At 72.7% G+C, this 21,546-nt stretch carries 20 protein-coding genes and 1 tRNA gene; 12 read left to right on the plus strand and 9 right to left on the minus strand.

Annotated features, from left to right (window positions below; genetic code table 11):
- Window positions 1–2: 2 nt before the first annotated feature.
- The 6 genes from IG94_RS0115770 to iolC all read right to left on the minus strand — a co-directional run bounded on the left by IG94_RS0115770 (window position 3) and on the right by iolC (window position 7,093).
- The gene (locus tag IG94_RS0115770) at window positions 3–1,364 is read right to left on the minus strand and encodes a hypothetical protein (RefSeq protein WP_031036070.1); all 1,362 of its coding nucleotides are present in this window, start codon (window positions 1,362–1,364) and stop codon (window positions 3–5) included.
- Between the two features lie 155 nt (window positions 1,365–1,519).
- A complete protein-coding gene (locus IG94_RS0115775; protein WP_031036072.1) occupies window positions 1,520–2,305 on the minus strand; it encodes a GntR family transcriptional regulator in 786 nt (261 codons plus the stop codon).
- 61 nt (window positions 2,306–2,366) lie between these two features.
- The gene (gene iolD, locus IG94_RS0115780; RefSeq protein WP_031036076.1) at window positions 2,367–4,238 is read right to left on the minus strand and encodes a 3D-(3,5/4)-trihydroxycyclohexane-1,2-dione acylhydrolase (decyclizing); all 1,872 of its coding nucleotides are present in this window, start codon (window positions 4,236–4,238) and stop codon (window positions 2,367–2,369) included.
- Window positions 4,235–5,131: a 5-deoxy-glucuronate isomerase gene (iolB, locus tag IG94_RS0115785; RefSeq protein WP_031036078.1), complete on the minus strand. Its 897-nt coding sequence runs from the start codon at window positions 5,129–5,131 to the stop codon at window positions 4,235–4,237. Before iolB ends, iolD begins: the two co-directional genes overlap by 4 nt.
- An 88-nt stretch (window positions 5,132–5,219) precedes the next feature.
- Window positions 5,220–6,116, minus strand: coding sequence for a Cgl0159 family (beta/alpha)8-fold protein (locus IG94_RS0115790; protein WP_031036080.1), 897 nt, complete (start codon window positions 6,114–6,116; stop codon window positions 5,220–5,222).
- Window positions 6,117–6,130: 14 nt separating this feature from the next.
- Window positions 6,131–7,093 carry a 5-dehydro-2-deoxygluconokinase gene (iolC, locus tag IG94_RS0115795; protein WP_031036096.1) on the minus strand — a complete coding sequence of 321 codons (963 nt, stop codon included), beginning with the start codon at window positions 7,091–7,093 and terminating at the stop codon, window positions 6,131–6,133.
- A gap of 238 nt (window positions 7,094–7,331) precedes the next feature.
- Here iolC and IG94_RS0115800 point away from each other — a divergent pair, with 238 nt between their 5' ends.
- The 5 genes from IG94_RS0115800 (at window position 7,332) to IG94_RS0115820 (ending at window position 11,942) form a co-directional block, all read left to right on the plus strand.
- Entirely contained in the window at window positions 7,332–8,354 is a 1,023-nt protein-coding gene (locus IG94_RS0115800) for a sugar ABC transporter substrate-binding protein (RefSeq protein WP_031036101.1), read from the plus strand.
- Complete coding sequence (locus IG94_RS0115805) at window positions 8,354–9,430, plus strand: ABC transporter permease (protein ID WP_031036104.1); 1,077 nt, start codon at window positions 8,354–8,356, stop codon at window positions 9,428–9,430. The genes IG94_RS0115800 and IG94_RS0115805 overlap by 1 nt, the downstream gene beginning before the upstream one ends.
- A 5-nt stretch (window positions 9,431–9,435) precedes the next feature.
- Entirely contained in the window at window positions 9,436–10,509 is a 1,074-nt protein-coding gene (locus IG94_RS0115810; RefSeq protein WP_224326335.1) for an ATP-binding cassette domain-containing protein, read from the plus strand.
- Window position 10,510: 1 nt separating this feature from the next.
- Window positions 10,511–11,413: a sugar phosphate isomerase/epimerase family protein gene (locus IG94_RS0115815; protein WP_031036108.1), complete on the plus strand. Its 903-nt coding sequence runs from the start codon at window positions 10,511–10,513 to the stop codon at window positions 11,411–11,413.
- A gap of 115 nt (window positions 11,414–11,528) precedes the next feature.
- Window positions 11,529–11,942, plus strand: coding sequence for a VOC family protein (locus IG94_RS0115820; protein WP_031036112.1), 414 nt, complete (start codon window positions 11,529–11,531; stop codon window positions 11,940–11,942).
- A 33-nt stretch (window positions 11,943–11,975) separates the two neighbouring features.
- Here IG94_RS0115820 and IG94_RS0115825 read toward each other — a convergent pair whose 3' ends face one another.
- Entirely contained in the window at window positions 11,976–12,980 is a 1,005-nt protein-coding gene (locus IG94_RS0115825; RefSeq protein WP_031036113.1) for a Gfo/Idh/MocA family protein, read from the minus strand.
- Between the two features lie 227 nt (window positions 12,981–13,207).
- Window positions 13,208–14,365 (minus strand): Gfo/Idh/MocA family protein, encoded by a 1,158-nt coding sequence (locus IG94_RS0115830; RefSeq protein ID WP_031036116.1) that lies wholly within the window; start codon window positions 14,363–14,365, stop codon window positions 13,208–13,210.
- A 230-nt stretch (window positions 14,366–14,595) separates the two neighbouring features.
- Between IG94_RS0115830 and IG94_RS0115835 the strand changes: the two genes are divergently transcribed.
- From IG94_RS0115835 to IG94_RS0115860, 6 genes are all read left to right on the plus strand, one after another.
- Window positions 14,596–15,246: a GntR family transcriptional regulator gene (locus IG94_RS0115835; RefSeq protein WP_031036118.1), complete on the plus strand. Its 651-nt coding sequence runs from the start codon at window positions 14,596–14,598 to the stop codon at window positions 15,244–15,246.
- Between the two features lie 48 nt (window positions 15,247–15,294).
- Window positions 15,295–16,047 (plus strand): PIG-L deacetylase family protein, encoded by a 753-nt coding sequence (locus IG94_RS0115840; protein WP_031036120.1) that lies wholly within the window; start codon window positions 15,295–15,297, stop codon window positions 16,045–16,047.
- Complete coding sequence (locus tag IG94_RS0115845; protein ID WP_031036122.1) at window positions 16,044–16,751, plus strand: 4-carboxy-4-hydroxy-2-oxoadipate aldolase/oxaloacetate decarboxylase; 708 nt, start codon at window positions 16,044–16,046, stop codon at window positions 16,749–16,751. Before IG94_RS0115840 ends, IG94_RS0115845 begins: the two co-directional genes overlap by 4 nt.
- On the plus strand, window positions 16,748–17,860 hold the full coding sequence (locus IG94_RS0115850; RefSeq protein ID WP_031036124.1) for a 4-oxalomesaconate tautomerase: 1,113 nt from the start codon (window positions 16,748–16,750) through the stop codon (window positions 17,858–17,860). The genes IG94_RS0115845 and IG94_RS0115850 overlap by 4 nt, the downstream gene beginning before the upstream one ends.
- Window positions 17,841–18,791, plus strand: a complete 951-nt coding sequence (locus IG94_RS0115855; protein WP_031036126.1) for a VOC family protein — start codon at window positions 17,841–17,843, stop codon at window positions 18,789–18,791. Before IG94_RS0115850 ends, IG94_RS0115855 begins: the two co-directional genes overlap by 20 nt.
- A 201-nt stretch (window positions 18,792–18,992) precedes the next feature.
- The gene (locus tag IG94_RS0115860) at window positions 18,993–20,309 is read left to right on the plus strand and encodes an MFS transporter (protein WP_043483721.1); all 1,317 of its coding nucleotides are present in this window, start codon (window positions 18,993–18,995) and stop codon (window positions 20,307–20,309) included.
- 36 nt (window positions 20,310–20,345) lie between these two features.
- Here the strand turns inward: IG94_RS0115860 and IG94_RS0115865 are convergent, their stop codons facing one another.
- Complete coding sequence (locus tag IG94_RS0115865) at window positions 20,346–21,362, minus strand: bile acid:sodium symporter family protein (RefSeq protein ID WP_372459459.1); 1,017 nt, start codon at window positions 21,360–21,362, stop codon at window positions 20,346–20,348.
- Between the two features lie 85 nt (window positions 21,363–21,447).
- Here IG94_RS0115865 and IG94_RS0115870 point away from each other — a divergent pair.
- Window positions 21,448–21,521 (plus strand) — tRNA-Pro (locus tag IG94_RS0115870).
- The last annotated feature ends 25 nt before the right edge of the window (window positions 21,522–21,546 follow it).

The raw sequence follows: 21,546 nt of genomic DNA on the forward strand, positions 1-21,546 counted from the left end.
GGTCAGCCGGCGGTGTCCCGCCTCAGGCCGGGCAGGGCGCGGATCTCGTCGCCGAGCTCCGGCGAGTGGACGGTGTGGCCGCGGTCGAAGCTCTTGAGGTGCGCCGGTCCGGTGTCCTTGCCCGCCCACGCGGCGTAACAGACCTCCATCTGCCGGCACTGCGGGCAGAACAGGCTGGCCACGAACGGGGAGAGGATCACCGGAGTACCGGCGGACAGAAGGTAGAACACCTCCGTGGCCACGGGCTCGGCCCAGGTGAACCTCCGTCGCTCGAAGTCGGGGTGGTCGCCCATCACGTCGCGCGCGACGACGTCGAAGGTGCGCGTCGCCGGCCGGTACGAGGACGAGACGGTGAGTACCCAGGGCGACTCGGTGAGGAATCCAGCCCGCACCAGTGCCTGCTCGAAGTGGGGCCTGATCTCGCGCACGCGCAGCGCGGACTCGCCCCTGCTCTGGGGTTTGTCGCCGTGCGCGGCCCGATTCCGCTCGACGCGCAGGGCGTTGAGATGCCCGACCAGGGCCGGTCCGGACGTGCCGTCGTACAGGGCCGTGAGCGCCGCGGGCATCGCGGCGGGGCGGCTGACGGCGAGGCGGACGACGGCCTCCAGCCAGTTGGTCCAGGTGCCGAACGTGGCACTGCTCCTGAGCAGCGAACCGCGGAGCGCCGACACCTGCCGGAGGGCCTTCTCGTCCCCCGGCACGGCACCGTCGCCGCTCTGTTCGCCCCGGGCCCGCAGCAGCGCCGCGGTGGTGACACCGACGCAGATCGAGAGCGTCTCGGCCGCGTCGAGCAGTGCCTCGTACTGCTCCTTGCCGGAGTGCGCCTGCTGCAGTGTGCGCACGGCGCGGGCCACGGGGTGGGGCATGGTGTTCCGGGCCCGGGCCAGGATCGCGGAGGCGGAGAGCGTCGTGTCCTCGCCGCCGCCCGCAGCCGCACCCCTCGCCCGGGTTCCGTCGGGGCCGCCCGCCGGAGGTGCCTGCCGCGGGCCCGGGGGCCGGGGCGGTGGCAGGAAGGGCTGCTCGGGCGGCTCGGGCGGTCCGGGTGCGCCGGAGGCCGTACCGGCGTGCGTACGGACCCGGGCGTGCGGCGCGCGGCGGCGGCCGCGCGCCCGCCACTGCCGGAACAGCCGCCGGATCCAGCTCGGAAGCACGCCGAAGAGGCCGGCGAACATCAGGACGGCGAGTGATGTGTCGAGCCACGCGGGCATCGTTCTCGGCTCGTCGCTCGTGCCGATGGCCAGGCCGGTGAGGACACCCCAGCCGGACGTCATCCAGAACGCCCAGTCCCTGTGCAGCGGGCTGTCGTACAGACCCAGCACGGCATTGCGCCGCTTCGTGCCGGTGGTGCCGGTGGTGATTGCCACAGAGTCGTTTCCCGTCGACGGCCGTCCGAGCCCCGCGTCGGACGGAGCGCCTGTCGCGCTCGCAGGTACGACCTGTGGAGATGTTGTGCGGTTGCGGGGGCTCTCGGGAAGTCACCCGATCGAGTGGCTGGAGTGACGGGAGTGACCGGTTGTGGTCAGGATCTGACCAGCAGCTGGAAGTCGAACGCGTACCGGGACGCGCGGTAGATGTGCGTGCCGTACTCGACCGGGCGGCCGGTGTCGTCGTACGCGGTGCGGCTCATGGTGAGGAGCGCGGCGCCCTCCGGCTCGTCGAGGCGGGCGGCCTCCTCGCCGTCGGCGACGCGGGCGCCGACGGTCTGGCGGGCGCTGTGCAGGACGACGCCGGAGGTGCGCAGCAGGCGGTACAGGCCGGTCGACTCCAGACGGGCGTCGTCGAGTTCCAGCAGGCCCGCCGGAAGGTAGTTGCACAGCAGCGCCACGGGCCGGCCGTGGGTGAGCCGCAGCCGCTCCAGGACCACGGCCTCGGCGCCCTCTGCGACGCCGAGCGCGGCCGCCGCGCCGGCGGGTGCGGGGACGGTCTCGTGGCGCAGCACCCGGGTGCCGGGGCCCTGCCCGGCCTTCTCCAGGTCGTCGTACAGGCTGCTCAGCTCCAGGGGGCGCCTGACCTGGCTGTGCACCACCTGGGTGCCCACCCCCCGACGCCGGACCAGCAGCCCCTTGTCGACCAGCGACTGGATGGCCTGGCGGACGGTCGGCCGGGACAGGCCCAGGCGGACGGAGAGGTCCACCTCATTGCCCAGCAGGTTGCCCGGGGCGAGGACGCCGTGCTCGATCGCCGCCTCCAACTGCTGGGCGAGCTGGTGGTAGAGCGGCACCGGAGTGCTCCGGTCCAGGGCGAAGTCCAGGGTGCTGAGCGCGGGAGCGGTCACGGCACGTGCGGGGCCGCCGGTCTTCGCCATGGACGGACCTCCCTTGCGTAGGCGACTGGCTGTCCGGGAATCCGGGCAGTCCGGGGCGGCGTCAGAGGTGGTGGCGGCGGTCGGCGACCGAACGCTCGTAGGCCGTCCGGGCGGCGGTGGCGGCCTCGCGGGCGGACACCTCGGCCACCGGCACGTCCCACCAGGCCTCGGCGGGGAGCGCCGCCGACGGCGGCGCCGTCTCGACGTACACGCACGTCGGGCGGGTCGCCGCGCGGGCCGCGACCAGCGCCTCGCGCAGCTCGCGCACCGTCTTGGCGCGCAGCACGTCCATGCCGAGGCTGGCCGCGTTGGCGGCGAGGTCGACGGGGAGCGGAGCACCGGTGAAGGAGCCGTCGGCCGCGCGGTGGCGGTAGTCGGTGCCGAAGCGCTCGGCGCCCACCGACTCGGACAGGCCGCCGATGGACGCGTAGCCGTGGTTCTGCACCAGGACCAGCTTGACCGGCAGGTTCTCCTGGACGGCCGTGACGATCTCCGTCGGGTTCATCAGGTACGTGCCGTCACCCACCAGGGCCCACACCGGGGTGTCCGGAGCGGCCTGCTGGACGCCGAGCGCGGCCGGGATCTCGTAGCCCATGCAGGAGTAGCCGTACTCCAGGTGGTACTGGCGCGGGGACCGGGCCCGCCACAGCTTGTGCAGGTCGCCGGGGAGCGAACCGGCCGCGTTGATCACCACGTCCTCGTCGCCGACCACCGCGTCCAGGGCGCCGAGCACCTGCGTCTGGGTCGGCACCGCGCCGTCGTCGTCGGCCCGGAGGGCCGCCCGGACCGTCTCCTCCCACCGGGCCTTCCCCGCGCGGTACTCCGCCTCGTACGCCGCGTCCACGCGGTGGCCGGACAGCGCCTCCGCCAGTGCCGTGAGCCCGGACCGGGCGTCGCAGACCAGGGTGCGGGCGGCGAGCTTGTGGGCGTCGAAGGCGGTGATGTTGAGGTTCAGGAAGCGGACGTCCGGGCGCTGGAAGAGGGTGCCGGAGGCGGTGGTGAAGTCCGAGTAGCGGGTGCCGACGCCGATCACCAGGTCGGCGGTGCGGGCGAGTTCGTCGCTCACCGCGGTGCCGGTGTGGCCGATGCCGCCGAGGTCGGCCGGGTGGTCGTGGCGCAGCGCGCCCTTGCCCGCCTGGGTGGAGGCGACCGGGATGCCGGTGGCGTCCACGAGCGCCTTCAGGGCCTGCTCGGCCTCGCTGTGGTGGACGCCGCCGCCCGCGACGATCAGCGGGCGCTCGGCGGCGCGGACCGCCCGGACGGCCTCGGCCAGCTCCTCCGGGTCGGGCGCGGGGCGGCGTACGTGCCAGACGCGGTCGGCGAAGAACTCCTCGGGCCAGTCGTGGGCCTCGCTCTGCACGTCCTGCGGGAGCGCCAGGGTGACCGCGCCGGTCTCCGCCGGGTCGGTGAGGACCCGTACGGCCTTCAGCGCGGAGGCGACGAGGGCCTCGGGGCGGGTGACGCGGTCGAAGTAGCGGGAGACGGGCCGCAGGGCGTCGTTGACGGAGACGTCGGCCTCGACGGGGTGCTCCAGCTGCTGGAGCAGCGGGTCGGCGGCGTGCGAGGCGAAGTAGTCGCCGGGCAGCAGCAGGACCGGCAGGCGGTTGACCGTGGCGAGCGCGGCGCCGGTGACCAGGTTGGTGGCGCCGGGGCCGATGGACGTCGTCACCGCCTGCACGCGGAGGCGGTTCAGCTGCCGGGCGTGACCGACGGCCGCGTGCACCATCGCCTGCTCGCTGCGGCCCTGGTGGTACGGCATCACGTCCGCGTACTCGACGAGGGCCTGGCCGAGACCGGCCACGTTGCCGTGGCCGAAGATGCCCCAGGTGCCGGTGATCAGGCGGTGGTGTACGCCGTCCCGCTCGGTGTACTGGGCGGCCAGGAAGCGCACCAGGGCCTGGGCGGTGGTCAGTCGGCGGGTGGCGGCGCTCATGCGGACCTCTCCGGTGCGGTGTAGAGCGGGAGTCGGGGGTCGACCGTGCGGCCGGACCAGGTGTCCCGGATCCAGGCGTGGTCGGGGTGGTCGCAGATCAGCCAGGCGCGTTCGGGCTCCGGACCGGCCATGACGTTGAGGTAGTACATGTGGTGGCCGGGGACCGCCATCGACGGGCCGTGCCAGCCGTCCGGGATCAGTACGACGTCCCCGTCGCGCACCTCGGCGAGCACGTCCGTGCCGCGCCCCTGCCCGGAGGGGGAGACCCGCTGGTAGCCGAGGCCGGGAGTGCCGTCGTGGTCCGCGAACTCGAAGTAGTAGATCTCCTCCAGCACCGACTCCTCGCCCGGGCGGTGCTCGTCGTGCTTGTGGGGCGGGAAGGAGGACCAGTTGCCGCCGGGGGTGAGCACCTCGACGGCGATGAGCCTGTCGCACTCGAACACGCCCGCCGCGCCGAAGTTGTTGACCTGCCGCGAGCAGGATCCGGTGCCGCGCAGCTCCACCGGGACCGAGGACGCCGGGCCGTAGCGGGCCGGCAGCCGGCGGGTGCAGCGGGCGCCGGTCAGGGCGAACCGGCCGCCGCCGGCGGACGTCACCGTCGTACGGGCGTCGCGCGGCACGTAGGCGAAGTCGGTGACGCCGTCGAACACGCTGTCGCGGCCGGTCAGTTCGAAGGTGTCCCGGCCGAAGTCGTCGGCGGTGGAGACCGTGCAGCCGCCGCTCAGCGGCAGGACGATCCACTCGCTCTCGCCGCTGTCGAAGCGGTGGCTGCCGCCGGGCGGCAGGTTCACCACGCGCAGGCCGCTGTAGCCCCAGCCGGCGCTCTCGGGCGTCACGTCCACGGCGTACGGGGCGTCCGCCGCGGCCCTGCCCGCGGGAAGGTGGTACGTCATCGTCTGCTCCTCGGCGTCCCTGCGCGTCTCTTCTCGCGCCTCTTGTCCGTCGGGTCTCTTCCGGTGTCTCTCCCGTGCCCCTGCCCGGTCACAGCAGTCCGACGGCGGTGTCCACCGCCTCCTCCACGCTGCCCCCGGCCGGGTAGAGCAGCGAGCGGCCGACGACCATGCCCTGCACGGTGGGCAGCCGCAGGGCTTTGCGCCAGCGTTCGTAGGCGGCGCTCTGGTCGGCGGGGGAGCCCCCTATGTCGCCGCCGAGCAGGACCACGGGGAGCGTGGAGGTCTCCAGGACCTCGGCCATGTCGTCCGGATCGTGCGTGACGGGCAGTTTCAGCCAGGTGTGGGACGAGGTGCCGCCGAGGCCCGACGCGATGGCGATCGAGCGGGTGACGGCCTCGGCGGACAGGTCGTTGCGGACCCGGCCTTCGACGCGGCGGGAGAGGAACGGCTCGACGAAGACCGGCAGTCCGCGGGCGGCCATGGCGTCGACGGCACGGGCGCTCGCCTCCATCGTGGCCAGCGAGCCGGGGTCGTCGTAGTCGATGCGCAGCAGCAGCTTGCCCGCGTCGAAGCGCAGGCGGGCGATGTCCTCGGCGCGGTGGCCGGTGAAGCGGTCGTCCATCTCGAAGGCGGCGCCCGCGAGACCGCCGCGGTTCATCGAACCCATGACGACCTTGTTCTCCAGCACCCCGAGCAGCAGCAGGTCCTCGAGGATGTCGGCGGTGGCGAGCACCCCGTCGACGCCCGGCCGGGACAGCGCGGTGCACAGGCGCTCCAGGAGGTCGGCCCGGTTGGCCATGGCGAGCCGGCGGTCGCCGACGCCGAGCGAGCCGCGCGCCGGATGGTCGGCGGCCACGATCATCAGGCGGCCGGAGTCGCCGATCAGCGGTCGGCGCACCCGGCGGGCCGCGGCCTCGGCGATCGCCTCCGGATGCCGGACTCTGACCGAGGTGAGGTCCGGGATGCTGGGGATGGTGGGGGACAAGGCGAAAGCTCCGTTCAGGCAGACGTGCGCGCGAGGAGGTCGTCGACCTCGGCCCCGGTGGGCATCGCGGAGGAACAGGCGAGGCGGGAGGCGACGAGGGCGCCGGCCGCGTTGGCGTACCGCATGATCTGCTCCAACTCCCAGCCCGCGAGCAGGCCGTGGCTGAGGGCGCCGCCGAACGCGTCGCCCGCGCCCAGGCCGTTGACCACGTCCACCGGCACCGGCGGCACCTCGGCCGACCGGCCGTCGCGGTGCACGGCCAGCACGCCCTTCGGGCCCTGCTTGACGACGGCCAGCTCCACGCCGGCGGCGAGCAGTGCCTCGGCGCAGGCCCGGGGTTCGCGCACGCCCGTCGCCACCTCGCACTCCGCCACGTTGCCGACGGCGACGGTCGCGTGCCGCAGCGCCTCGGCGTAGTGCGGGCGGGCCTGGTCCGGGTCGGCCCAGAACATGGGGCGCCAGTCGAGGTCGAAGACCGTGGTGCCGGACTTCGCGCGGTGGGCGAGGGCGGCCAGGGTCGCCGTACGGCTCGGCTCCTCGCTCAGCCCCGTGCCGGTCATCCAGAAGATCGAGGCCGCCCGGATCGCGTCGAGGTCCAGTTCCTCCGGGTGGATCTCCAGGTCCGGCGCCTTGGGGCGGCGGTAGAAGTAGAGCGGGAAGTCGTCCGGCGGGAAGATCTCGCAGAACGTCACGGGCGTCGGGTAGGCGGCGACCGGAGTGACCCACCGGTCGTCCACCCCGAACTCCTTGAGCGCCGTGTGCAGATAGGCTGCGAACGGGTCGTCGCCCGTGCGGGTGACGACGGCCGAGGTGCGGCCCAGCCGGGCCGCGGCGACCGCCACGTTGCTGGCCGAACCCCCGAGGAACTTGCCGAAGGTCTCCACCTCCGCCAGAGGTACACCGGTCTGCAAGGGATAGAGATCGACCCCGATGCGGCCCATCGTGATCAGATCGAAATGGGGGACTGACTCGGCCATGTGCGACGCTCCTCGGGCTGGGCGGGGGCCTGCCGCCTCCCAGGTGTATGACTCCTGGACGACGCTGTCAATACTTTGTACTTACATTCGGACCTGAGAGTGAAATGATGTCTTGACAAACCATTGACAGCACGCGTCTCAAGGACTTGTATCCGGTCCCAGCGCAGCAACAGCCGTTCTCCCGGTCTGGCCCACGGCCTTCCCCGTCGCACAGTCGCACAGTGAGGTGCAGGAAAAGATGGACCGCTCTTCGCACGCCCGCTCCCGCAGATTCGCCCCTGCCGTGGCCCTCGCCGCCGCGGCGGCCCTGACCCTCGCCGGCTGCTCCAGCAGCTCGGGCGGGAAGAAGGCCGACGAGGAGGCGGACTCGGGTGCCTCCGCGGGCAAGGCGAACACTCCGCGCATGACCGTCGCCCTGGTCACCCACTCGGGGGCCGGTGACACCTTCTGGGACATCGTCCGCAAGGGCGCCCAGGCCGCCGCCGACAAGGACAACGTCAAGCTCGTCTACTCGGCCGACCCGAGCGCGGGCAGCCAGGCCAACCTGGTGCAGAACGCGATCGACCAGAAGGTCGACGGCATCGCCGTCACCCTGGCCAAGCCGGACGCCCTGCGCAGCGTCCTCGGCAAGGCCCAGAAGGCCGGCATACCCGTGGTCGGGCTCAACTCCGGCGTGGCGGACTGGAAGAAGCTCGGCCTGATGGAGTTCTTCGGCCAGGACGAGACCGTGGCCGGCGAGGCGCTCGGCAAGCGGCTCAACGAGGACGGCGCCAAGAACGCCGTGTGCGTCCTCCACGAGCAGGGCAACGTCGGTCTGACGCAGCGCTGCGACGGCGTGAAGAAGACCTTCGAGGGCTCGATCGAGAACCTCTACGTCGACGGCACCGACATGCCCTCGGTGAAGTCCACCATCACCGCCAAGCTCAAGCAGGACGCCGACATCGACCATCTCGTCACGCTGGGCGCGCCGTTCGCCATGACGGCCGTGCAGTCGGTGGACGAGTCCGGCAGCGAGGCGAAGGTCGCCACCTTCGACCTCAACAAGGAGCTGACCGGCGCCATCGACAAGGGCGACATCGCCTTCGCCGTCGACCAGCAGCCCTACCTCCAGGGCTACCTCGCGGTCGACGGCCTGTGGCTCTACCAGAACAACGGCAACTACAGCGGCGGCGGTGAGCAGCCGGTGCTGACCGGCCCGGCCTTCGTCGACAAGACCAACGTGAAGGCCGTCGCCGAGTTCGCCTCGAAGGGCACCCGGTGATGAGCATGACCCAACAGGCTGAACCGGCGGTGACCACACCGCCGGCCCCCGGCCCCCGGCAGACCGACGGGCGGACCGGCGAGCGCCCCGTGGCGCTGCGTCTGCTCGCCCGCCCCGAGGTCGGGGTCTTCCTCGGCGCCGTCGCGGTGTTCGTCTTCTTCCTGATCGCCGCCCCCGCGGTCCGCGACGGCAGCTCCATGGCGACGGTGCTGTACCAGTCGTCCACCATCGGCCTCATGGCGCTGCCCGTCGCGCTGCTGATGATCGGCGGCGAGTTCGACCTGTCGGCCGGTGTCGCCGTGACCGCCTCGGCGCTCACCGCCGGCATGCTCAGCTACCAACTGACGCTGAACGCCTGGATGGGCGTGGCCGTCGCCCTCGTGGTCTCCCTCGCGGTCGGCGCCCTCAACGGCTGGGTGCTGGTGAAGACCGGGCTGCCCAGCTTCCTGGTCACCCTCGCCACCTTCCTGATCCTCCAGGGCGTCAACCTCGCCGTCACCAAGCTCGTCACCGGCAACGTCGCCACCGACGACATCAGCGACATGGACGGCTTCGACCAGGCCAAGGCCCTGTTCGCCTCGTCCTTCGACGTCGGCGGGGTCCAGGTGAACATCACGGTCGTGTGGTGGGTGGTCTTCGCCGCGCTCGCCACCTGGGTGCTGCTGCGCACCAAGTACGGCAACTGGATCTTCGCCGTCGGCGGCAGCCAGGAGTCCGCCCGCGCGGTCGGCGTCCCCGTCACCTTCACCAAGATCACGCTGTTCATGCTGGTCGGCTTCGGCGCCTGGTTCGTCGGCATGCACCAGCTGTTCTCCTTCAACACGGTGCAGTCGGGGCAGGGCGTCGGCCAGGAGCTGATCTACATCGCCGCGGCGGTGATCGGCGGGTGCCTGCTCACCGGCGGCTACGGCTCCGCCATCGGGCCGGTGTTCGGCGCCTTCATGTTCGGCATGGTGAACCAGGGCATCGTTTTCGCGGGCTGGAACCCGGACTGGTTCAAGGCCTTCCTCGGTGTGATGCTCCTCGGCGCCGTCCTCATCAACCTGTACGTCCGCCGCGCCGCGACCCGGAGGTGATCGCAGTGACCAGCAAGACCCCCGGCACCCACGGCGCCGTCCTCGCCGACTCCGCGCCCGAGCAGGAGAGTCCGCTCGTCGAACTGCGCGGCGCGGGCAAGGCGTACGGCAACGTCCGCGCGCTGCACGGCGTCGACCTCGCCGTCCGTCCCGGCCGGGTGACCTGCGTGCTCGGCGACAACGGCGCCGGCAAGTCCACCCTCATCAAGATCATCTCGGGGCTGCACCAGCACACCGAGGGCGAGTTCCTCGTCGACGGCGAGACCGTGCGCTTCGCCACCCCGCGCGACGCCCTCGCCCGCGGCATCGCCACGGTCTACCAGGACCTCGCCACCATCCCGCTGATGCCGGTGTGGCGGAACTTCTTCCTGGGCTCCGAGATGACCAAGGGGCCCTGGCCCGTGCGGCGCCTCGACATCGCCCGCATGAAGCGCACCGCCGACGAGGAACTGCGCAACATGGGCATCGTCCTGGACGACCTCGAACAGCCCATCGGCACGCTCTCCGGCGGCCAGCGGCAGTCCGTCGCCATCGCCCGCGCCGTCTACTTCGGCGCCCGCGTCCTCATCCTGGACGAGCCCACCGCCGCGCTCGGCGTCAAGCAGTCCGGCGTGGTCCTGAAGTACGTCGCCGCCGCCCGCGAACGCGGCCTCGGCGTCGTCTTCATCACCCACAACCCCCACCACGCCTACATGGTCGGCGACCACTTCAGCGTGCTGCGCCTGGGCACCCTCGAACTGAGCGCGCCCCGCGCCGACATCACCCTGGAGGAACTCACCAACCACATGGCGGGCGGGGCCGAGCTCGCGGCGCTCAAGCACGAGCTGGCGCAGGTCGGCGGGGTCGACACGGGCGCGCTCCCGGACGACGCGCGGGCCGCGTCCGAGCCGGCCGACGCCGGGAGGCCGGCCGCCGGGAAGGCCGACGGCACCGAGCGGACCTCCGGGACCGAGGAGCCCGACGGCTCCGGGAAGTCCTCCGGCTCCGGGAAGTCCTCCGGCTCCGGGAAGTCCTCCGACACGCCCTCCGAAACCGAGAAGCCCGACAACGCCACATCCGGTACCGAAGGGAAGGTCTGACATGCCCTCTGCCCTCGATCGCATCCGCGTCGGCTCGGCCCCCGATTCCTGGGGCGTCTGGTTCCCCGACGACCCCCAGCAGGTGCCGTGGGAACGGTTCCTGGACGAGGTCACCGAGGCCGGGTACGACTGGATCGAGCTGGGCCCCTATGGCTACCTCCCCACCGACCCGGCCCGGCTCACCGACGAGGTGACCCGGCGCGGCCTCAAGGTCTCCGCGGGCACCATCTTCTGCGGGCTGCACCGCGGCCCCTCCGAGTGGGACGCGACCTGGGAACAGGTCAGCCGCGTCGCCGCCCTGACCAAGGCCATGGACGCCGGGCACCTGGTCGTCATCCCGTCCTTCTGGCGCGACGACAAGACCGCCGAGATCCTGGAGCCGCCGGAGCTGACCGGCGAGCAGTGGACCCACCTGACCGAGGGCATGGAGCGGCTCGGCCGCGAGGTGCGGGACACCTACGGCCTGGACATCGTCGTCCACCCGCACGCCGACACCCACATCGACACCGAGGAGCACGTGGAGCGCTTCCTCGACGCCACCGACTCCGGCCTCGTGAACCTCTGCCTGGACACCGGCCACTACGCCTACTGCGGCGGCGACAGCGTCAAGCTGATCGAGACCTACGGCGAGCGCATCGGCTACCTGCACCTCAAGCAGGTCGACCCGGAGATCCTCGCCGGCGTGCGGGAGGGCGGGGTGCCGTTCGGGCCGGCCGTGCAGCGCGGCGTGATGTGCGAGCCGCCGGAGGGAGTGCCGGAGCTGGGCCCGGTCCTCACGGCCGCCCAGGACCTCGGCGTCGACCTGTTCGCCATCGTCGAGCAGGACATGTACCCCTGCGAGCCGGACAAGCCCCTGCCCATCGCGGTGCGCACCCGGAAGTTCCTGCGTTCCTGCGGCGCCTGAGCCGGTCGCGCCGGCGGAGGACGGGGCCCGCCGGCGCACCGCCCGGCGGGCCGTTGTCGGTGGTGCGCGCTAGCGTTCCCGGTACTGGCACTTCGCCCCGTCCCGGGAGGCAGTCATGACCTCGCGTCTCAACCCGTACCTCAGCTTCGACGGCGACGCCCGACAGGCGATGGAGTTCTACGAGCAGGTGTTCGGCGGCACCCTGGCGCTGAACACCTTCGGCGCGGCCGGCATGCCCGACGGCGCGTACACCGACAAGATCATGCACGGCATGCTGGAGACGCCGAGCGGCTTCACCCTGATGGGCGCCGACACCCCGCCCGGCATGGAGCACGGCGCGGGGAGCAACTTCTCGGTGAGCCTCAGCGGCGACGACGCCGCCGAGCTGCGCGGCTACTGGGAGAAGCTGTCCGCCGGCGGCACGGTCGACGTGCCGCTGGAGAAGCAGATGTGGGGCGACGTCTTCGGCATGTGCAGGGACCGCTTCGGCATCCCCTGGATGGTGAACATCAGCGAGCCGGCCGGCTGACCGTCCGGCCCGCGGTCCCCGCGCACGCCCCTCTCACCCGCGCCGTACCTCCGCGATCGTCACGGGACGGTGCTCGTGCAGCGACAGGGTGCAGGCCTCCGCGATCCACCCCGCCTCCAGCGCGTCCTCGATGGTGCAGGGCGAGGGACGGGCGCCCGCGACGACCTCGGTGAAGGCGGTCAGCTCGGCGCGGTAGGCGGCCGCGAAGCGGTCCATGAAGAAGTCGTGCGGGGTGCCCGCCGGGAAGGCCGTGCCCGGCTCGACCGAGCGCAGCGGCAGCTTGTCCTCCAGGCCGACGGCGATGGAGTCGTCGAAGCCGTGGATCTCCATGCGGACGTCGTAGCCGCGCGCGTTGTGGCGGCTGTTGGAGATCACCGCGATCGTGCCGTCGTCCAGCGTGAGCACCGCACCGGTGGTGTCCGCGTCGCCCGCCTCCCGGATGAAGTCGGCGCCCCGGTTCCCCCCGACGGCGTACACCTCGCTCACCTCGCGGCCGGTGACCCAGCGGACGACGTCGAAGTCGTGCACGGAGCAGTCCCGGAAGATGCCCCCGGAGGCGGCGATGTACGCGGCGGGCGGCGGCGCCGGGTCCAGCGTCGTCGACCGCACGGTGTGCAGCTTGCCCAGCTCACCGCCCCGCACCGCCGCCCGCGCGGCGGCGAACCCGGCGTCGAAGCGGCGGTTGAAGCCGATCTGGACCGGCACGTCACGGCCCGAGACCGCCTTGAGCACGTCCACGCCCTCGGCGATGGTGCGGGCGACCGGCTTCTCGCAGAAGACCGGCACCCCGGCCTCGACGGCGGCCAGGATCAGGGCCGGGTGGGCGTCGGTGGCCGCGGCGATCACCACGCCGTCCACTCCGGCGGCCAGCACCGCCTCCGGCGAGTCGGCGACCTCGGCACCGAACCGCTCGGCGGCGGCCCGCGCGGCGTCCGCGAACGGGTCGGCGACGACCAGCGAGCCGACGGCGTCCAGTGCGGAGAGGGTCTCGGCGTGGAAGGCGCCGATGCGGCCGAGGCCGAGGATTCCGATACGCATGCGTGCTGTGCTCCTTGATGGGTCCGTCCGCCCGGCGAGTGACCGGAACGGGTCGCGCCGCGCGGTGCGGGGACGGTTGCGGCGGCACTCCGCCGGGTGCTGCGCCCTCACGCCCGGGGTCTGTCGTCACCTTCCCGTCGTCCGCCCGAGGGGCGGGCCCGGCGGCGTCGGGTGCCGCTCTCGGCGTGCATGGCGCCGCCGGGCAGACGGGAAGGTGACGACAGACCCTAGGGGCGCACCTCGGCCCAGGCGCCCCGCTCCGCCGAGTGCGCCATCGCGTCCAGCGCGGCCGCGCTGTGCACGGCGTCCGACAGGGTGGCACCGTACGGGGTGCCCTCGGCGACCGAGCGCAGGAAGCGGTAGGCCTCCACCACCTTGAGGTCGTCGTAGCCCATGGCGTTCGCGGCGCCCGGCTGGAAGGCGGCGAACTCACCGTGCTCCGGGCCGACGTAGACGGTGCTGACCGGCTGGTCCTGGTACGACGTGCCGCGGCTGACGGCCAGCTCGTTCATCCGGCGGAAGTCCCAGGACACCGCGCCCCGGGTGCCGTGCACCTCGAAGCCGTAGTTGTTCTGCTCGCCGACCGAGACCCGGCACGCCTCCAGGACGCCGCGCGCGCCGGAGGCGAAGCGCAGCAGGCAGTTGACGTAGTCCTCGTTCTCGACCGGGCCCAACTCGCCCCCCGCGGCACGGGAGTGGCCCGCGGCCGCGGTGGTGGGGCGGGCCCGCCGAGGCAGGAAGACGGCCGTGTCCGCGGTCAGGGACGCGATGTCCCCGAGCAGGAAGCGGGCCAGGTCGGCGCCGTGCGAGGCCAGGTCGCCCAGGACGCCGCTGCCGCCGCGTGCACGTTCGTAGCGCCAGGTCAGGGCGGACTCGGGATGGGCCGCGTAGTCGCTGAAGAGGCGGATGCGGACATGCGTGACGGCGCCGATCTCACCGGCGGCGATCAGGTCCCGGGCGGCCTCGACGGCGGGTGCGTTGCGGTAGTTGAAGCCGACCGTGCCCTGGACACCGGCCTTGGCGACGGCGTCCGCGACCGCGCGGGCGTCCTCGGCGCTCAGGCCGACGGGCTTCTCGATCCAGATGTGCTTGCCGGCCTCGGCCATCGCCACGGCGATCTCGCGGTGCAGGAAGTTCGGCGCGGTGATGCTGACCGCGCCCACCCGGGGATCGGCGGCCACCTCGCGCCAGTCGCGCGTCGTCGAGGCGAAGCCGAACTGCTCGGCGGCCTCCTCGGCCCGACCCGGCACCTCCTCCGCGACCGCCACCAGCTCCGGCCGCAGGGCGAGCCGTGGGTAGTGGTGCCGGACACGGGCGTACGCCTGCGTGTGCACCCGGCCCATCCAGCCGAACCCGACGACGGCGACACCGAGCGCATCGACCATTGAGAGCCCCTCTTCGGACCGGTCCGTGATTCTGTCCAGGCAACCCTGTTCGGACGACGGCATCATGTCAACCGTTTGACAGGACAAACTTGCCGCACTGCTCTCTCGCCGGTCACTCACCCGCAGGTCTCGTCGCCCATCCTGCCGCCGACCGCCTCGCCAACAAAATTGTTGACAATTCTGTCTGGCTAGATTTACGTTCGTCAGGCACTCACTCAGGGAGGGCAACCATGCCGAACCAGGCCCGTCCGGGCACCGGGGAGCAGGCCAAACAGCTTGCGCTCGGGCAGCTGCGGCAGGCGATCCTGCGCGGCGAGATGGCACCCGCGCAGCGGCTGGTGGAGAACGAACTCGCCGAGCAGTTCGGTGTGACCCGGGCCAGCATCCGGGCCGCGCTGATCGACCTGGAGGCCCAGGGGCTCGTCGAGCGGATCCGCAACCGCGGTTCACGGGTGCGGGTGGTGACCGTGGAGGAGGCGGTCGCCATCACCGAATGCCGGCTGGTCCTCGAAGGGCTGTGCGCGGCCAAGGCCGCCGCCGCCGTCGACGACGGACAGGTCGCCCGGCTGCGGGACCTGGGCTCGGCGATGCGCACGGCCGTGGCCGCCGGGGAGCCGCTGACCTACTCGGACCTCAACCACGAACTCCACGCCCGCATCCGGGAGTTCTCCGGCCAGCAGACGGCCGTGGAACTGCTGGAGCGCCTCAACGCCCAACTGGTGCGGCACCGCTTCCAGCTGGCGCTGCGCCCGGGGCGTCCGCAGCAGTCCCTGAAGGAGCACCTGGCCATGGTCGAGGCGATCGAGGCCAGAGACCCGCAGGCGGCCGAGGCGGCCGTCCGCGCCCACCTCACCAGCGTGATCGAGGCGCTGCGGGACTGACCCGCGCGACGAGGCGGGCGTCACCTGTCCACCAAGGAGATTTCACGCATGACGCACGGCAACGCGCCCGCCGCCGTCCCGCGCTCGACCCTCGTCGTCACCGCGCACGCCGGAGACTTCGTGTGGCGGGCCGGCGGCGCCGTCGCCCTGGCCGCCTCGCGCGGCGAGAAGGTCACCCTCGCGTGCCTGACCTTCGGCGAGCGCGGCGAGTCCGCGAAGGCCTGGCGCGAGGGCAGGCAGCTGGAGGAGATCAAGGCACTGCGCCGGGACGAGGCCGAGCGGGCCGCCGCGGTCCTCGGCGCCGAGGTCCGCTTCTTCGACGCCGGCGACTACCCGCTGACCGAGACCGCCGAACTGACCGACCGGCTCGTCGGCGTCTACCGCGCCACCCAGCCCGACGTGGTCCTCACCCACCCGGCCGAGGACCCCTACAACGGCGACCACCCGGCCGCGCACCGCATGGCGCTGCAGGCCCGCATCCTCGCCCAGGCCGTCGGCTACCCGGGCGAGGGCGGAGTCATCGGCGCCCCGCCCGTCTTCTGCTTCGAGCCGCACCAGCCCGAGATGAGCGGCTTCCGGCCCGAGGTGCTGCTCGACATCACCGAGGTGTGGGAGACCAAGCGCGCGGCGATGGAGTGCCTCGCCGCCCAGCGGCACCTCTGGGACTACTACACCGACCTGGCCGTCCGCCGCGGCGTGCAGCTCAGGCGCAACGCGGGCCCCAACCTGGGGCTCGCCCACACCACCCTGGCCGAGGCGTACATGCGCCCGTACCCGCAGATCACGAAGGAGCTGGCATGAGCGGCGTCATCGTCACCAACCCGCCCAAGGCGTCCGCCGAGGACGTCGAGGCGCTCGCCGCCTACGGCGTGGCCACCGTCAGCGAGGCCATGGGCCGCACCGGCCTGCTCGGGCCCGGCATCCGCCCCGTCCAGCAGGGCGTACGGACCGCGGGCACCGCGGTCACCGTGCTCGGCTGGCCCGGCGACAACCTGATGATCCACGCCGCCGTCGAGCAGTGCGGCGAGGGCGACATCCTGGTCGTCACCACCACCTCCCCGTCCACCGACGGCCTGTTCGGCGAACTGTTCGCCACCGCGCTCCAGCGGCGCGGTGTCCGCGGCATCGTCATCAACACGGGTATCCGCGACACCCAGGAACTGCGGGAGATGGGCTTCGCCGCCTGGTCCAGGGCCGTCTCGGCGCAAGGCACGGTCAAGGCCACCGGCGGCTCGGTCAACGTGCCGGTCGCCGTCGACGGCCGGGTGATCCGCCCCGGCGACGTGATCGTCGCCGACGACGACGGCGTGGTGGTCGTCCCCCGCGAACAGGCCCGGCAGGTCGCCGAGGCGTCCGAGGCCCGCGAACAGAAGGAGGCCGCCACCCGCGCCGCCTTCGTGGAGGGCCAACTCGGCCTGGACCGCTACGGCTTGCGCGAGAAGCTCAAGCAACTCGGCGTCACCTACCAGTCGTACGACGAGTACACCGCCGGGGAGCGGTCGTGACCGGCACCGGGGAGGTGCGCTGCACGCTGATGCGCGGCGGCACCTCCAAGGGCGCCTACTTCCTCGCCGGCGACCTGCCCGCCGACCCGGGCGACCGCGACGGCCTGCTCCTGCGGATCATGGGCAGCCCCGACCCGCGCCAGATCGACGGCCTGGGCGGCGCCCACCCGCTGACCAGCAAGGTCGCCGTCGTCTCCCGCTCCGCCGACCCGGAAGCGGACGTCGACTACCTGTTCCTCCAGGTCGCCGTGGACGCCCCCGAGGTCACCGACCGGCAGAACTGCGGCAACATCCTCGCCGGGGTGGGCCCGTTCGCCGTCGAACGCGGACTCGTCCCGGCCGGCGACACCGAGACCTCCGTACGCATCCGCATGCGCAACACCGGTGAACTCGCCGTCGCCACCTTCCCGACCCCGGGCGGGCGCGTCGACTACACCGGAGAAGCCGCCATATCCGGCGTGCCGGGTACCGCCGCCGCGGTCGTCATCGAGTTCCCGCAGGGGGCCGGCCCTCTGCTGCCCACCGGCAACGTCCGCGACACCGTCGCCGGCACCGAGGTGACCTGCGTCGACAACGGCATGCCGGTCGTCCTGATCCCCGCCGCCGCGCTCGGTGCCGACGGCTACGGGACGCCCGCCGACCTGGAGCAGGACACGGCGCTCGCCGGCCGCCTCCGCGAGATCCGGCTGGCCGCCGGACGGCTCATGGGCCTCGGCGACGTCGAGAACTCCACCGTGCCCAAACTGACCCTGCTCGCCCCGCCCCGGGACGGCGGCGCGGTCGCCACCCGCACCTTCATCCCCGTGCGCTGCCACACCTCGATCGGCGTCCTGGGCGCCGCGAGCGTGGCCGCGGGCCTGCGGGTGACCGGCGGGGTGGGGGAGGGCATCGCCCGGCTCCCCGGCTCCGGGGACCGCGTGCGGGTGGAGCACCCCACCGGGTTCCTGGAGGTCGACGTCGACCTCGACCCGAGTTCCCCCGTGGTCCGGCGCACCGCCGTCGTACGCACCGCGCGCAAGATCTTCGACGGCACCGTCTTCCCCCGGCCCGCCGCGACGGCGGCCCCCGCGACCCGCTCCGGAGGCGACCATGACCCCGCCGCTCGGTGACATCGCCCACGTCGGCCACGCCCAGCTGTTCACGCCCGACCTGGACGCGAGTGCCGCCTTCTGCACGGACTACCTCGGCCTCACGGTCAACGGCCGGGACGGCGACACGGTCTACCTGCGCAGCTACGACGACTACGAGCACCACAGCCTGGTCCTCACCGCCCGCGACCGGCCCGGCCTCGGCCGTCTCGCGCTGCGCACGTCGAGCGAGGAGGCCCTCGGGCGCCGGGTGGCGGCCCTGGAGGCCGCGGGGCGGCCCGGGAAGTGGGTCGAGGACGAGCCGGGCATCGGCAGGCTCTACCTCACCGCCGACCCCGACGGGCACGAGCACGCCCTGTACTGGGAGAGCGAGCACTACCGGGCCCCCGACGCGCTGAGGCCGGCGCTGAAGAACCAGCCGCAGGCCAAGCCCAACCGGGGAGTCGGCGTACGCCGCCTCGACCACGTCAACTTCCTCGCCGCCGACGTCCTCGCCAACGCCGAGTTCCAGGAACAGCTCCTGGGCGCCCGCCCGACCGAGCAGATCCGGCTCGACTCCGGCCGGATCGCGGGCCGTTGGCTGACCTTCACCAACAAGTCGTACGACGTCGTCTACACCGAGGACTGGACCGGATCGTCGGGGCGGCTGCACCACATCGCGTTCGCCACCGACACCCGCGAGGACATCCTGCGCGCCGCCGATCTCGCCATCGACACGGGCGTGTTCATCGAGACGGGCCCGCACAAGCATGCCATCCAGCAGACGTTCTTCCTGTACGTCTACGAGCCCGGCGGCAACCGGATCGAGCTGTGCAACCCGCTCACCCGGCTGGTGCTGGCACCCGACTGGCCGCTCGTCACCTGGACCGAGGCCGAGCGCGCCAAGGGCCAGGCCTGGGGCCTGAAGACCATCCGGTCCTTCCACACGCACGGGACCCCGCCGGTCGACTGAACCGGCCGGCCGACAAGGCACCGGGCCGACGGGCCACGACCAACCTCGACGAGGGGCGGGTCCGCGCACACCACCGCGCGGGGACCCGCCCTCCGTTGTCGCCCCTGCATGGCCGCAACGATTGTCAACAAAAGCGTTGACACTCTCCCGCGGGGTCCTTAGCGTCGCTCCATCACACGTCCCCGGCGAGAGGGAACAACGATGTCCTCCTCACCCGCGCTCTCCGCCCGCGGCAGCGGACTGGCTCTGCTGGTCGTCGGCCTCTGCTGGCTGGCCGTGCTCTTCGACGGCCTGGACATGTTCATCTACGGCTCGGTGCTGCCCCACATGCTGGAGCAGAAGGCGCTCGGCCTCACGTCCGGCCGGGCCGGCGACCTCGGCAGCTACGCCACGTTCGGCATGCTGGTGGGCGCACTGGCGGCGGGTACGGTGGCCGACCGCATCGGCCGCAGGAAGCTGATGCTCTCCTGCGTCACGCTCTTCTCACTGGCCTCCGGCCTCTGCGCCGTCTCGGGCGGCGTCGCCGTCTTCGGCCTCGGCCGGACCCTGGCCGGCGTCGGCCTCGGCGGCCTGCTGCCGACCGCGATCAGCATGGTCTCCGACTACGCCCCCCGGGGCCGGGCCGCCCTCACCATCGGCCTGCTGATGACCGCCCACCACGCCGGCGGCATCCTCTCCGCCTACGTGGCCCTGTGGATCGTCGAGCCGCTCGGCTGGCGCGCCGCCTTCTGGGTCTGCGTGGTTCCGCTGCTCTTCGTCCCGGTGCTGCTGAGGTACCTGCCCGAGTCGCTGAGCTTCCTCCTCGCCCGGGGCCGCACCGAGGAGGCCCGGGCGCTGGCCGGCCGCTACGACGTCGAACTCCCCGCCGCACCGGCCGGCCGGCCCGCCACCGCCCGCTGGGAGAGCCTCGCCGGCCTCTTCCGCGGCCGCGAGTGGATCCAGACCCTGCTGTACTGGCTGGCGTCCTTCGGCGGACTGCTCCTCGTCTACGGTGTCGCCACCTGGCTGCCCACCCTGATGCGCGGCGAGGGCTACGAACTGGGTTCGGCGCTCACCTTCGTCGTCCTGTTCAACCTCGGCGGCATCGTCGGGATGCTGGTCGCGGGCCGGGCCTCGGACCGGTTCGGCGCCCCGCGCATCTCGGCGATCTGGTTCGCGCTGACCGCGGCCGGGGTCTTCCTGCTCAGCGTCCACATGCCGCCGGCGCTGACCTTCGCGGTCGTCTTCCTCACCGGCGTCTTCCTCAACAGCGCCCAGACCATGATCTACGCCACCGTCTCCATCGGCTCCGCCCCGGCCCACCGTGCCACCGCGGTCGGCTGGACCTCCGGCATGGGCCGCTTCGGCGCGGTCTTCGGCCCCTGGCTCGGCGGTCAGCTGCTCGCCGCGGACAAGGGCGACTGGGGCTTCACCGCGTTCGCGCTCGCCGGGCTCTCCTCGATGGTCTTCATCGGCGTGGCGGCCCTGCGCACGGCTGCCGCCGGCCCCGCCGGGCCGAAGCTCGCCCCGGCCCACTGAGCGCGACGGCGCCCGCCCCGACGGGCCGGCCGCGGGTCACCGCCCCCGGCGGGACAGCCACGCGGCCGTCACCGCGCCGGAGACGTTGTGCCAGACCGAGAAGACCGCGGCCGGCAGCGCCGCCAGCGGGCTGAAGTGGGCCGTCGCCAGCGACGCGGCGAGGCCCGAGTTCTGCATGCCGACCTCGAAGGCCATCGCGCGGCTGCCGGGCTCGCCGAGCCGGCCCAGGCGCCCCGCCCCGTACCCGAGGGCGAGGCCCAGGCCGTTGTGCAGCACCACGGCGACGAAGACCAGTCCGGCGGCCGACTTGATGGCGTCCGCGCTGCCCGCCACCACGACAGCCACGATCACGGCGATCGTCAGCGCGGAGAGCCAGGGCAGCCCCGGCAGCGCCCGCTGCACGTACCGCCCCGCGACCAGCCGTACGACGACACCGGCCAGCACCGGCAGCAGCACCGTCTTCAGGATGTCGGTCACCATGGACCCGGCGTCCACCGGGAGGTACTCGCCGGCCAGCAGCAGCGTCAGCGGCGGGGTGACCAGCGGGGCGACCAGCGTGGAGACGGTGGCGACGGAGACCGACAGGGCCACGTCGCCGCGGGCCAGGTAGGTCACCACGTTGGAGGCCGTGCCGCTGGGCGCGCAGCCGACCAGGATCACACCGGCCGCGAGCTGAGGGGGCAGGTCGAGCAGGTGGGCGATGGCCCAGCCGAGCCCCGGCATGATGACGTAGTGGGCGACCAGGCCCAGGGCCACCGCCCAGGGACGCCTGGCGACCCCGCGGAAGTCCTCCGGGGTCATGGTGACGCCCATGCAGAACATCACGACGCCCAGCAGGTACGGCACCGACTCGCTCCACCCCTTGAAGCTCCCGGGGAGGAGGAGGCCCAGGGCGCCGGCCACCAGGACGAGGATCGGGAAGACGGTCACGGCCCGCCGGGCGTTGCGGTCGGCGGTGACGTCGTTACTGGGGCGTTCGGGTCGTTCGGTTCGCACCGTGCGAGGTAACGCCTCCGGACGGCGGGACGCAAAGCCGTCTCGCGATGTGATCATCCACCGGGTTCCGCGGGGGCCCGTCCCGCGCACCGGATGGGGTAGGCTTGACCAGCGCGATCACGGCGGAACGCGGATCGCGCACCGGGACGTGGCGCAGCTTGGTAGCGCACTTGACTGGGGGTCAAGGGGTCGCAGGTTCAAATCCTGTCGTCCCGACTGGAGACGGTCGCGGAGAGGTCCG

The organism is Streptomyces olivaceus, from assembly GCF_000721235.1.
GTDB classification, from domain to species: Bacteria; Actinomycetota; Actinomycetes; order Streptomycetales; family Streptomycetaceae; genus Streptomyces; species Streptomyces olivaceus.